General features: G+C 66.8%; 13 protein-coding genes. 8 read left to right on the forward strand and 5 right to left on the reverse strand.

Annotation, left to right across the window (positions count from 1 at the left end; genetic code table 11):
- The first annotated feature begins 66 nt into the window (after positions 1-66).
- The 4 genes from AC10QF_RS05135 to AC10QF_RS05150 are packed head-to-tail and all read left to right on the forward strand — an operon-like array spanning position 67 to position 2,114.
- On the forward strand, positions 67-993 hold the full coding sequence (locus AC10QF_RS05135; protein ID WP_069138477.1) for a LysR substrate-binding domain-containing protein: 927 nt from the start codon (positions 67-69) through the stop codon (positions 991-993).
- Positions 990-1,451, forward strand: a complete 462-nt coding sequence (locus AC10QF_RS05140) for a helix-turn-helix domain-containing protein (RefSeq protein ID WP_069138478.1) — start codon at positions 990-992, stop codon at positions 1,449-1,451. The genes AC10QF_RS05135 and AC10QF_RS05140 overlap by 4 nt, the downstream gene beginning before the upstream one ends.
- Before the next feature lie 10 nt (positions 1,452-1,461).
- A complete protein-coding gene (locus AC10QF_RS05145) occupies positions 1,462-1,887 on the forward strand; it encodes a VOC family protein (RefSeq protein ID WP_065186428.1) in 426 nt (141 codons plus the stop codon).
- Positions 1,884-2,114, forward strand: a complete 231-nt coding sequence (locus AC10QF_RS05150; RefSeq protein WP_005416635.1) for a hypothetical protein — start codon at positions 1,884-1,886, stop codon at positions 2,112-2,114. The genes AC10QF_RS05145 and AC10QF_RS05150 overlap by 4 nt, the downstream gene beginning before the upstream one ends.
- 7 nt (positions 2,115-2,121) lie before the next feature.
- Here the strand turns inward: AC10QF_RS05150 and AC10QF_RS05155 are convergent, their stop codons facing one another.
- Positions 2,122-2,817, reverse strand: coding sequence for an HAD family hydrolase (locus tag AC10QF_RS05155; RefSeq protein ID WP_494541872.1), 696 nt, complete (start codon positions 2,815-2,817; stop codon positions 2,122-2,124).
- 131 nt (positions 2,818-2,948) lie between these two features.
- Between AC10QF_RS05155 and AC10QF_RS05160 the strand changes: the two genes are divergently transcribed.
- Positions 2,949-3,419: a hypothetical protein gene (locus AC10QF_RS05160; RefSeq protein WP_494541873.1), complete on the forward strand. Its 471-nt coding sequence runs from the start codon at positions 2,949-2,951 to the stop codon at positions 3,417-3,419.
- Between the two features lie 18 nt (positions 3,420-3,437).
- Here AC10QF_RS05160 and AC10QF_RS05165 read toward each other — a convergent pair whose 3' ends face one another.
- A complete protein-coding gene (locus AC10QF_RS05165; RefSeq protein ID WP_065177776.1) occupies positions 3,438-4,178 on the reverse strand; it encodes a DNA/RNA non-specific endonuclease in 741 nt (246 codons plus the stop codon).
- Positions 4,179-4,489: 311 nt separating this feature from the next.
- Positions 4,490-5,503, reverse strand: coding sequence for a hypothetical protein (locus tag AC10QF_RS05170; RefSeq protein ID WP_494541874.1), 1,014 nt, complete (start codon positions 5,501-5,503; stop codon positions 4,490-4,492).
- Between the two features lie 159 nt (positions 5,504-5,662).
- On the opposite strand from AC10QF_RS05170, the gene AC10QF_RS05175 reads away from it, so the two are divergent.
- Complete coding sequence (locus AC10QF_RS05175) at positions 5,663-7,237, forward strand: S15 peptidase family protein (RefSeq protein ID WP_494541875.1); 1,575 nt, start codon at positions 5,663-5,665, stop codon at positions 7,235-7,237.
- Between the two features lie 143 nt (positions 7,238-7,380).
- Here AC10QF_RS05175 and AC10QF_RS05180 read toward each other — a convergent pair whose 3' ends face one another.
- Together AC10QF_RS05180 and AC10QF_RS05185 are read right to left on the reverse strand one after the other, a co-directional pair.
- On the reverse strand, positions 7,381-9,219 hold the full coding sequence (locus tag AC10QF_RS05180) for a hypothetical protein (RefSeq protein WP_494541876.1): 1,839 nt from the start codon (positions 9,217-9,219) through the stop codon (positions 7,381-7,383).
- A gap of 51 nt (positions 9,220-9,270) precedes the next feature.
- A complete protein-coding gene (locus AC10QF_RS05185) occupies positions 9,271-10,272 on the reverse strand; it encodes an NUDIX hydrolase (protein ID WP_111176397.1) in 1,002 nt (333 codons plus the stop codon).
- A gap of 525 nt (positions 10,273-10,797) precedes the next feature.
- Between AC10QF_RS05185 and AC10QF_RS05190 the strand changes: the two genes are divergently transcribed.
- Complete coding sequence (locus tag AC10QF_RS05190) at positions 10,798-11,109, forward strand: excalibur calcium-binding domain-containing protein (RefSeq protein ID WP_005416627.1); 312 nt, start codon at positions 10,798-10,800, stop codon at positions 11,107-11,109.
- Positions 11,110-11,243: 134 nt separating this feature from the next.
- Positions 11,244-12,047: a S1 family peptidase gene (locus AC10QF_RS05195; protein WP_494541877.1), complete on the forward strand. Its 804-nt coding sequence runs from the start codon at positions 11,244-11,246 to the stop codon at positions 12,045-12,047.
- Positions 12,048-12,103 lie beyond the last annotated feature (56 nt).

Consider the following 12,103-nt stretch of genomic DNA (forward strand, 5'->3'; position numbering starts at 1 on the left):
CTCCATCGTTGCGGGTGCGAGGGGGATTGACCACGCAGATATCGGGGCTCAGGCTAAGCCACACTTATGGTGACCCAACGCCAGCTTCCATCGCTTGTCGCCATCCGCGCCTTCGAAGCGGCGGCGCGGCTGGGCAGTTTCGCCCGTGCCGCCGAGGAGCTCGATACCAGTGCGGCATCGGTGAGTTACCACGTGCGCCGGCTGGAGGCCCAGACCGGTACCTGCCTGTTCCTGCGCCATGCACAGCATGTGGAACTGACGGCAGCGGGTGCCAGCGTCGCGCAGGAGGCCACCCGGGCCTTCGACGCGCTTCGTGCCAGTTTCATGCGTGCCGCTGACATGGATGCGGCGCGATTGCGCCTGTCCGTATTGCCCACGCTGGGCACCAGCTGGTTGACGCCGCGGCTGGGCAGCTTCCGTGCCCGCCATCGGAACATCGTGCTGGAACTGGACCTGTCGGCAGAGCCCCAGGACCTGGCCGCCGGGCGTTTCGATGCCGCCATCCGCAATGGGCATGGCGGGTGGCCCGGGCTGCAGGCCACGCCCCTGTTCCCCAGCATTTTCACCCCGTTGTGCGCGCCAGCGCTGCTGCCGGCGGCAGACGGGCTCGGTCGCCGGGCGTTGGACGTTCCGCTGCTCGGCAGGCCCGACTGGTGGGCACTGTGGTTCTCCGCACATGGTGCCGTCCCGCCGCCGGCCGCAGAGAGCTTCATCACCCCCTTTGCGGTAGAGCATCTGGACGTCGGCGCGGCCATTGCCGGGCAGGGCATCGCCATTGCTTCGCCAATCCTGTTCCAGGCCGAACTGGACAGCGGGCGCCTGGTGCAGGCACATCCCGGTGTGGCCAGCGACGGGCGGGGTTTCTGGTTCGTCGCACCGACGGCGCGCAGCCGGTGCGCCAAGGTCATTGCGTTCGGTGACTGGCTGGGCGAGCAGGCCGCGCAGGCCAGGCATGCGGCGCGACATCATCTGGCGCGCATGGTGGCGGCATGAGCCAGAGCCCCGAACTGCTGCGACGCCTGCTGCGTGCCAAGGACCGGATGGACCATGCCAGCCACGAGGAGTGGCCGGTGGCCCGCCTGGCCGAAGTGAGTGCCGTATCCGCGGCGCATTTCGCGCGTTCGTTCAAGCAGGCATTCGGGCTGCCGCCGCACCGCTACCTGCTGAGCCGCCGCATCGAACGGGCCGTGGCGATGTTGCGTGACACGGACCTGCCGGTCACCGAGATCGCCGCGCAGACCGGGTGGAGCAGCCTGGGCACCTTCGGCCGCATCTTCCGTGACATCACCGGCGACAGCCCCGGCAACGTGCGCGAGCGCGAGCGTGCTGGCCAGGTGACTCCGGCCAGCGTGCCGGAATGCCATGCGCGTGCCGCGCAGCGACCGGACCTGAACATCGCAGTTTTGGAGAAGCGCCGTCGCCAGGCGGTTGCTAACGTGGACCCCACCTGAGGGAGGTCCCATGACAAACACTGTGAACACGGTCGGCCTGTATGTGCGCGACCAGGATGAGGCACTCGCGTTCTACGTCGGCATGCTCGGTTTCGAAGTGCACACCGACGTGCGCAATGGCAGCTACCGTTGGCTGACGGTACGCAGCCCCGGCCAGGACGGATTCCAGCTGGGGCTGTTCGTGCCCGGTCCGCCCACACACGACGCGGCCACCGCGCAGGCACTGCAGCAGCTGGTGGCGAAAGGCGCAATGCCGCCGCTGGTGCTGGCCGTCGATGACTGTCAGGCGTGCTATACGCGATGGCGGGCGCAGGGCGTGGAGTTCACCCAGGAGCCGGTCGAACGCTATGGCGCCATCGATGCCGGATTCCGTGACCCGTCCGGCAATGGCTGGAAGATGATCGAAGCCCGCTCCGAAGCGAGGCGCCGCCAATGAGCCGGGGGGGCTGGGCACGGCCCGTGCATCGCTGGACGTCGATCGTCTTCACCCTGGCGGTGATCGCCAATTTCGCCGTCCGCGGGCTGGGACAGGGCGAGCCGGCAGCGTGGATCACCTATTCGCCGCTGCCGCCATTGTTCCTGCAGCTGTTCACCGGCCTGTACCTGTTCGTGCTGCATTACGCCGGGAAGCGCCGCAGCGCCGCACTGGACGCCGCGGGCTGAGGCCGACTCAGGCGGCAGCGTCGGCGGCGTAGGCCTCCAGCAATGCCGGCAGCTGGTCCATGCGCTGGAAGATCACTTTCGCACCCGCAGCGCGCAGGGCCTCCGGCGTGCTGTGGTGCGGGCCGCCCTCGCTGAAGCCAAAAACGGTCGCACCCGCCGCCACGCCGGCGGTCGCGCCGGTCACGGTGTCTTCGATCACCGCACAGCGGGCCGGGTCCACACCCAGCGAAGCGGCAGCGGCCAGGTACACGTCCGGGTGGGGTTTGGTCTGCGGCATGTCCTGGCCGCTGAAGACGTGGTCACCGAAGGCATCGAGGATGCCGACCTTGCTCAACTGCAGCTTCACCTTGAACAGGTCGGCACCGGACGCGCAGGCAATGCGGCCACCGGTCGCTATGGCGATCGCACGCACGGCCTCGGGCGCCCCCTGGATCGCCTCAAGGTCCTGCTCCAGCGCACGATTGCGCTGCTGGCGGAATTCCTCCAGCCACTGCTCGGTGAACGGCTTGCCGGTGCGCTCTGCGATCAGCCCGGCCAGATGGGCCACGGATTGGCCCAGGAAGACCTCGCCCGCCTGCGCAGGCGTCAGCGGCCAGCCGCGTGCGGTCAGCATTTCCGAGAGCACGCGGGCCACCAGCGGCTCGGAATCGACCAGTACGCCGTCGCAGTCGAACAGTACGGCATCGAAGGGGAAACGGGACATCTACTACTCCGGGAACAGCCAAAAGGGCGAAGCGCCCGCCATTTTCCCATAGCGGGACGGGCAGGGCACGCCGGCCACAGGAACGCTAGACTGCCGGGCCACCCCACCCAGCGCCTGCACGGGAATACCCCTTGAACCGAGTGCGATCCCAGGCCCGGCACCATCACCTCATCAGTGCCGGCATCGCCGGCGCGGTGACGCTGGCCGGCAGCTGCCTGCTCCCGGTCCTGGTGTTGCTGCTGCCTGCGGGATTCTCGCCAGGCGAGTTCATCTTGCCCGTTGCCGACGGCGCCGCGCAGTTGCGGAGTGCGGGGCTGCTCCTGCTGGCGGCCTGCGCACTGGCCACGTTTGCCGGCCTATGGGCCAGCGCGCCGTCGCCAGAACCCGTATCGACGGCGCGCAGGATGGTGGTGTCGCTGATCCTGCTTGCCACGACGCTGCTGATCAGCCTGGCCAGCACGGCCTACCTGATGCGAACGCTGTCCAGTGGGACGCCAACGACAGGGCACGGGCTTGTCGCTGCTACCGTCGTCGGCGCCGTAGTGCAGTTCCTGTTTGCCAGAGTGCTGGCGTCACGATGGCTGCGTGTACAGGCATCGTGACGTTCCTCTGTCCGCCGCTCAGCCCAGGTCACACCCTGCAGGCTGTGGCCAGGTGGTGGCCGGCAGCATGCTTTTCAGCGAGGCCGGTGCGTTGATCGCCACATAGCTGGCGCCCAGCAGCTCCTCCAGATCGGCAATCGTCACCAGGTAGTTGTCCAGGCTGCCGAGGTTGGCCTCGTTGGGAATGATCCAGCTGATCGCCTTGGCGGTTCCGGTGTTCGGGTCACGGGTGATGATCGTCTTCCAGAAGAACTCCGGGGTCGGGATGCCATGGCTGGCGAGGAAGTAATCGTTGGCGGCGTCGCCGTAGACCACACCACCGTAGACGTCCACCGGTGCGATGTCGCGGTAGCACTCGGCCACGTTTTCGGCCTTCACCCAGATGCCCTGGTTGAAGCTGGACACCTGCGGGACGATGTTGGTCATGTAGTTGGCGCGGCGGATGTAGGTCGCGTCGTAGTCCATGTGGTTGGACGTGACCAGATGGCCACGGTCATAGCCGGATCTGATGCTGGCGTAGGACGCGGTGCTGGTCTGGCCCAGGCAGCCGGCCGGCAGGTCCGGGTCCTTGTAGAAGCTGGACGGCCGTGCGGCCGAACCGGTATCGGCGGTAAGCGTGTACTCGTAGCGGGTGGCGCTGTGGATGCTGCAGTCGTAGGTCAGCACGAAGCCGCCCTTGTTGAGGGTGACCACCTGGGCCTGTGCAGCACCGGCAAAAGCACTGAGTACGATGGCAAAGACAAAGCCTGCAAGGCGCATTTCGATTCTCCAGCAGAAGATTCAGGGCGCAGCCGCCCGTCACGACCTGGCCGGGGCGAGGACATGCGGAGATGCTGCGGAGACGGATGCTGCGGATTGCGGTGGAGCCTGGCCGCGTTGTTGGGCCATCAGCCCTGCGGTGTCATAAGCGTCACAAGCTGGCGCCTTGTGGTCAATGACGAAAGGGCGAAGCTGTGATCATGCGCAAGCACTGGTGATATGTCAGATCACGCGGCGCGTGGATGACACGCGCGCGTGCTAGGCGCCTGGCAGGCCTGCCAGCTGCGCGCCTGGGCCTGCGGCGGCGGGCGCTACAGGAATGCTTCCTGTTCTTCGTCCGGCGCCAGGCATGCGGCCTTGCTTTGCTCGGTCGAGCTCGCAATGGCCGCCTCGTCGAAACCGCTGCGGCTCAACCACAAACGATTCCAGCGGACCAGTGCGTCGCGGTCGCGTGCCAGGCAGGCATAGCGGACGATCGATTCCAGGTTGTCGATGGTCGGGTACTGCTGAGCGATTTCGTCCAGTCCCTGGCGCATCAGCGGCCAATCGGGCTTCGCCGCGCGGAAGTGATCGGGCGAATACTCGGTGGCCGACCAGTACAGCCGTGCGTAGCGCATGGCCCGCTTCTTCTTTGGTGCGCTGGCCATCGAGTGCCGCGCGAAGGCTTCCATCTTCTGCGCGCTGCCGCCCCAGGCCGGCGTGAAGTACTCCATGGCAATGAGGTGCAGTGGTTCGTAGTCGGGGAAGGCCTTCGCTGCGCGATCAACGAGCGCCAGCATTTCGTCGTCATCCGCGCTTTCGCGCAGCGCGATCAGCACGTTCATCTCGTGCCAGAACGGGTCGCCGCCGGCAACATCCTCATGCGATTGCAGGTAGGCCCGCGAAACCGCGTTGTACTCATGGAACTGTGCCCAGTCGTCGGCGTTGACGGTGTTGGCGTATCCGTTGCCGCGGTAGCTCCAGGCCAGGTTGAGTGGAATCCGTGCGGTGATCAGGTGGGCCGCCGCAGACTTCGGCGCGTACTGAACCCAGCGCGCCGCCCATGCAGACCAGTCGTTCCAGGCTTGAACCTCCTGCCGCGACGTGCCGATTGCACGCGACATGCAGATGTAGAAACGGCCGAGCCGGGATTGGCCGGCGGCGTTGAGCTCGCCCTTGCGGAAACGCGCGGCCATCGCGTCGAGTGCCGCAAAGTCGTCGTTGGCCATCAGCCGCGCAATCTCCGCGCAGTCGTTGGTCGGTTCGGGGGCATCTTCCGCCAACACTGAAGGGGCGAACAGGCAGGCGACACTGGAGAGCGTGCCTGCGACGAGCATCCTGTGCATCGGGGGCGTCCTTGCTTTGATGGGAGACTGCGGAGGGCCCGCAGTGCCTCGAAGCATAGCAAGGCGCGCTTGGCGGCATGTTGCGTCGCAAGGTGCCAGCCACCATTCGCACTGGTACGGTCCGATCCGTTGCACCACCACCGACGGGGAGAGACAACGATGCGCAAGGTTCTGCTGCTGTTGATCCTGCTGACCGGGCTGGCGCCCGCGGCCCTGGCGGCCACGGTCAAGACCACCCATCGCACCATCCCCAGCTGGGATGGCACGCCCCTCGGGGCCTTCGTCATCGAACCCCAGGATGCCGGCAATGGCCGCTATCCGCTGCTGGTGATGCCCAGCAGCTGGGCAGTGCCCAGCGTGGAGTACGTGGGCGTGGCACAGTCGCTGGCGCAGCGCGGCTATGTGGTCATCAGCTACAGCTCGCGCGGCTTCTGGGAGTCGGGCGGCAGCATCGACATCGCCGGGCCGGCCACGGTCGAGGACGTCAGTGCACTGATTGACTGGGCGCTGGACAACACCCGTGCCGACCCCTCACGAATCGGTGTATCGGGCATCTCCTATGGGGCCGGCACCAGCCTGCTGGCGGCGGCACGCGACCCCCGCATCAAGGCCGTTGCCGCGCTGAGCGGCTGGGCCGACCTGCAGGCGTCGCTCTACAGCCATGACACGCCCAGCGCACAGGGCATCGCCCTGCTGGTGGCAGCCGGACTGGCCACTGGCCGCCCCGGGGCGGAGCTGGCCACCATCAACGGCAATGTGCTGGTCGGCAACTACCAGGGGGCGGTGGACTCGCTGCTGCCGGTAGCGGCACAGCGCAGCCCGGCCAGCAGCCTTGATGAGATCAATGCCAACCAACCCGCGGTATTCCTCGCCAACGCCTTCAACGACAGCCTGTTTCCGCCGGGCCAGCTGGTCGACTTCTTCACCCGCCTGAAGGGACCCAAGCAGTTGCAGCTGCGCCACGGCGACCACGCCCTCAACGAAGCCTTCGGTGCGCTCGGCATTCCCAATGAGGTCTATGCCACGGTGGGCGACTGGTTCGACCACTACCTCAAGGGCGTCGCCAATGGCATCGATCGCCAGCCGGCGGTGCAGTTGAAGTCGCAGAAGGGCAACTGGAGCCGTTATCCGGACTGGCAGGCCACCTCTACCGGCGCCGTAAGCTACGGGCTGACCGCGCCGACCGGGCTTCTGCTGCCCACCGGAGGGCTGGCCGAGAGCGGTGGCGGCACCGGTTGGAACTACCGGATCGGCAGCGGCCTGCTGACTGCCGCCAACTCCGGCGTGGTGATGGCGTCCGGCGCGCTGCAGATGTTCAACCTGCCGCCCGGTGCCTATGTACCATTCGTTGGCCGCAACGCCGCAGGCGTCTGGCAGGGCCCGATCTACTGGAGTGCACGCCGCCTGGATGGCGCACCGGAAGTGCGGTTGACGGTGACGCCCACGCGCGCCAACACCACGCTGTATGCCTACCTGTATGCCGAGGATATGCTGGGCAACGGCCAGCTGATCAGCCACAAGCCGTACACCCTGCGCGGTGCCACGCCCGGCCAGCCGAGAACCATCGATCTTCGCCTGGAAGCCAGCAGCTGGAACCTCCCGACCGGCAGCCGGCTGACCCTGGTGGTCGATACCGTGGACCTGCGCTATGCGGGCATCAGCCAGCTGGGGGGGGCGGTGACCTTCAGCTCGCCGGCCAACGCGCCTTCGGTGCTGAAGGTGCCGCTGCATTGATTCAAAGCCACACGGCCTTCGCTCGACGCCATGCCGGGCGAAGGCGTTTCCCGGTGGATCAGTTGCTCCGCACCCGTGCTGCGGCGGAGTTTGCGCGATTGATGCGATCCAGGTGCAGGGCAGGGTGGCGCGGCTCACTCCCCCTACGGCAGCAACACTCGGATCATTTCGTGCTGCCTGGACAGGTTCGCCCGTTGCACGAATCCCTGGATGATCGAGGCCGCCACCTTGCGCTGGTTGTCCATGTCCAGCAACGGTGCGATGGCCTGCCCGGAACCATGGGGGCTGTCGTGGAATGGGCAATCGATCGGACCTGCAGTGGTCAACGTCAGAATTGCCTTGGCCACGCGCGCCGACGGCGAATGCGGCGCATCGAAGATCACCAGCGTCCGCTCGTAGCTGACACCTGTGGCGCGTACGGTCGAGTGCAGGGAATCCTCGATGGTCATGTGCGCGCCGAGATCCTGGGCAAGCGCAAGGAAGCAGTTGGCCGCCGTCGCCTTGCGCAGCGTTGCGGGGTCGGTGCGGATGATCATCGCGCAGTCGACGCCGGAGATCGGCACCTGGGTGACATCCAGGTACGGGTTCTGTGCCAGTGTCCCGATCAAGGCGAGATCGTCGCTGTAGCCGCACGAAGCGGCAGGTGCACCCAGGCGTTGCAGCAGCGCTGCGACCCGTTGCACGCCCCATTGCCGCCCGTGCGCCAGACGCTGCGCGTGGGTGGCCGACAGCGCGCCGTGATCGAATCCCGAGGCTGACGCCTGCATGCGCGCCTTGACCTCACGCATGCAGGCATCGACCTGCTGCATGCAGTCCGTGTCATCGGAGAACACCGGCGCCGCCGCGATGCCATCGATGACCCGGCCGAACGTCGCGAGGTCGCCCTGCTGGTCGCGGTACCAGTCGTGGATGCGCTGCACGTTGCGGCGACGTTTCTGCAGTTTGTCCGCGCCTGGCCAGCCGGGATAGGCAGCGATCTCGCACAGCACGGTCAGGCCTTCCCACAGGTGGTACTCCATGCTGGGCAGGGGCAGCCGCCAGCGCTCTTCCGCGCCGGCATCCTCGGCAATCACCAGGTGGTTGCGGAGGATGTCCGACCACACTGTCATGGCCTCCACGGTATCGCGGCGCGGCGTGGTGACATCGATCAGTTCCATCAGGATCGGCCGCGGCGTCACCGGGTCATCGCCGGCAGGCGCCTTCGGGTCCTTCACCCATCGCGCGTGCCAGGTATAGCCCATGCGGTACAGCACGAACGGTTTGATGCCGTCGTTGAGGATGATGCCGGGTGGCGGCGGAGGGACAGGCGGCGGCTGGACGGGCTGCGGCGGCTGCGGCGGTGGCAGCACGGACGTGCTGGCGACGGCCGTGGAGGTGCCTATGCCCTTCAATGGCTCGCTGGTGAACAGATGCAGGCCCGCACGGTCACGTTCGTACACCTTCCGGAACGTCTGCGGGTTGTCACATGTCACCAGGCACTGCTGGCCGGGCGGCACATGGATGTCCACCGATGCAAGATCCACCACCTGGCCGGCCAGCGGATTCTGGTTGGGTGGGAAGACGCTGATCTCCAGCGCGATGTTGAGGCCGGCACCCTGCATCACGTCGATCACGATGTCTTCAACACCGCCGTGCAGGGCGTCCTGTGCCGGGATCGGGATCCAGGGGTTGATCACCACCTGCGTGTCCCAGTCGGACCTGCCGAAATCGAACAGCGTCGGCGGCGGGTCTACCGGGCGTTCAAGCAGTGCGTCCAGCGCATTGCCGCCCTTGACGTAGAAGAACATCAACGGCTCACCGGGTTTCAGGCTGTAATCCCGCCGTACCTTGCTGGACAGGCTGCGCAGCTGGTCCTTGATGTCGGCCAGGGCCTTCACCACGACCGAGCGGACGTCGGGATACACCTGCGCGTTGTTGATCTGCGCGGTGAGCTGCTTGCTGATGTGGCGCCGGGCCTCGCGTTCGGGCGTGCTCTCTTTCATGGAGGGGCCTCGCTAGGGTTGCAGGGGATCACACGGGTGCGCGCTGGAGGCTCAGGCGGGTGACAGCAGAGCGGCGATCTCCCGGTACCAGTCGATCTCCTGGCAACCGGGCCTGGCGCCGGCCAGGGCCTCGTCAACCTCCAGTGTTCCTTCGCCCGGAACCTCCACACGTGCCCCGAGGACATTGCGCAGATTGGCCACCGGCACCCGTCCGATGCTCGCCACTTCCCAGTCGGTCACCAGGCAGGACTGGGGGCGCGCAGGGCTGCTGGCACTGGCCTGGACGTTGTTCTCGGCCTCCTGCGCCATCCGCAGAAGCCCCTCGGCCGTGGTGCGGAAGCGAACCAGGGAGAAGCTGCCTCCCCCATCCGGAAACAGCCGGGCACGCAGATCGCATGCGGCGCGTCCCTGCCCAAGCCAGATGCCGAGCTCCTCCTCGAACTCGCGGCGCGCGGCGCGCTCTTTGCGTTCGTTGTTCAGGCGGCCGCCGCCGGGCAGGGCCCATTGGCCCGCCTGGTTCACCAGCGCCGGGGGCAGGGCATCCGACCACGCTCCGACTTCCGCCACCAGGCGTTGTGCCAGTATCAACGCAGCGGCCCAGTTCGGCGCACCCCGGGTGGGCGGCGGCAACGCGATGGAGAGCTCCCGCAAGGTTGCACGCGCAGCGCTGAACGTGGGAGGGGTTCTTGCGTCCTCGCGGAACAGGCTCTGCAGAGCGGCCAGCGTCTCCATGGCGATGTCATCGGTTTGCGGATGCGTGCGTTCGGCGCTTTCAAGCGCCCGGTCCAGTGCGTCCATGGTGCGGGGCAGCGTGCGTTCGCCGCGGTAGGCGACTGACCCTGCGGCGCGCCAGGCGCCGGAAAGCAGCTTCTTCACCAGATCCCAGTCCTGCTCTGTGCCACCGCCGGACGCGTTGCGGATGGCCAGCACAGCGGCAATCGCCTCGGCAGAAAGTACGACAACGGAATTGCTGCCCCACCAGCTGTTGAGCACCCGTTTGCGGACGACCAGATAGTGGGCTCCATCCCAGACTGCGACGTAGACCTGGTTCATGGTGCACCCCCCCGTTCAACCTGCGTGGAGGGGGCTGGGCGCATTGCCGCTGTGTCAGCGATAGTCCGGGAAAGGCATGCCATGTCTCGCTCCTGTGGGCTCGAAAAGTGGGGGCGGCGGCGTTGCCATCGGGGGTGCAGGCCGTGCGTCGCCGCGAATCCACTGTAGGAGCGAGGGGCGAGGGAGGATCGGCGCCAGCCACGATGTATGCGGCGGAACCGACGGAACAGGAGCGCGGGTGCATTGATTTCCCCGCGTTGGCGCAGAGCCCGTGGCCGCTCAGGGATCAGCGACTGCCGGCGCCTGCCTCCGGGTCGTGCAGGCCCCGCAGCTTCTTCTTGTTGATCTTGCCGACGCTGATCACCTGGCTGTTCCTGAAGGACTACCTGCGTTGAGTGGCAGCCGCTGCAGCGTCAAACCTGGCGGTCGAGACACCATGCTAGCCTTCCCCTTGGCAGGATTGCCTGACAGGGGGAAGGCATGGACACCCGACGCCGCGTTTCCAGCGTATTGACTGCATCCGGCATGCTCGCACTGGCACTGTCCGCCAATGCGCTCGCGCATCCGGGCGGGCTCGACAAGCAGGGGTGCCACACCAACCGGAAAACGGGTGAGTATCACTGCCATCGAGGCGCTCCAACCGCCCCTCGATACGTCGACACTCCGCGCAGCAGTTTCGCCCCCGCCCCCGCGCGCAGTTCCCGGGTGTTTGCCAACTGCGCGGAGGCCCGCGCCGCCGGGGCGGCGCCGGTACGGCGTGGTGATCCGGGGTATGGCCCGCACCTCGATCGTGACAATGACGGCGTGGGCTGCGAACCCTATCGGGGCCGCAGGTAGGGCATGGCCTGCCTGGCTTCAACTCCCGTTTCCCCGCGTTCGTCGGCCATCGCCGGGATTGGTCGCACGATGTCCCGGTATGGCAGGGCCATGCCCTAGGCTGTTGTGATTGAACTGCAGGGATGAAAGCAATCATGAACCGCTGGATTCTCCTGGCATTGGCCACGCTCCCGTTCGCTGCCGGTGCCGTGGTCATCCGCGATGATGTTGACGATGCCAGGTACCAGATCGACGCATCGGTGTTCCCGGCACTGGCGGACATGCCAGGCGAGGGGCACGGCGTCCTGATCGCACCGCGCTGGGTGCTGACCGCAGCGCATGCCGCACCGATGGAGGGGATGGGCGCGACCATCACCCTCGATGGGAAGGGCTACGGCGTCGAGCGTGTCTTCCTGCATCCCGGCTACCGCAGGATGCCCGAGGCGCTGGGCGAGGAAGCCATGGCAACGGGGAGTGCGTCGAAAATCCACGCGTTTCTGGCGGCGTCCGATGACATTGCATTGATCAAACTTGCCGCACCGGTGAGCGATATTCCGCCGGTCGCACTCTACCGTGGCGCCGATGAGGTCACGCAGGTCGCCGCCCTGATAGGGAAGGGCGCCACTGGCAACGGTGCGACTGGACTGGTACCCGGCGGGTCACATCGTACGACCCTGCGTCGGGCCTGCAACGCGATCACTGGCGGCAACGCGCGTTATCTCTGGTACCGTTTCGATCCGCCTCCGCAGGGCCTTCCCCTTGAAGGCGTGCTCGGCAACGGCGATAGCGGTGGCCCGCTGGTGATCAGGAAAGATGGGACCTGGCAGCTGGTGGGCCTCGGTTCCTGGATCACCGCCGTTCCCGAGCATGCGCTGGAGGCGGGTTTCTACGGGCAGGTGGTCTACAACGTGCGCGTGTCCCGCTACATCGATTGGATCGAAAGCATCATCGATGCGTGACGCGAAACTTCAGTTCTTGTTCCCCTGGCGCGACGGCGCGGAGCAGGCGTAGCGGA

The sequence above is a fragment of the Stenotrophomonas maltophilia complex sp. Om-AH-Sm3 genome, assembly GCF_059337855.1.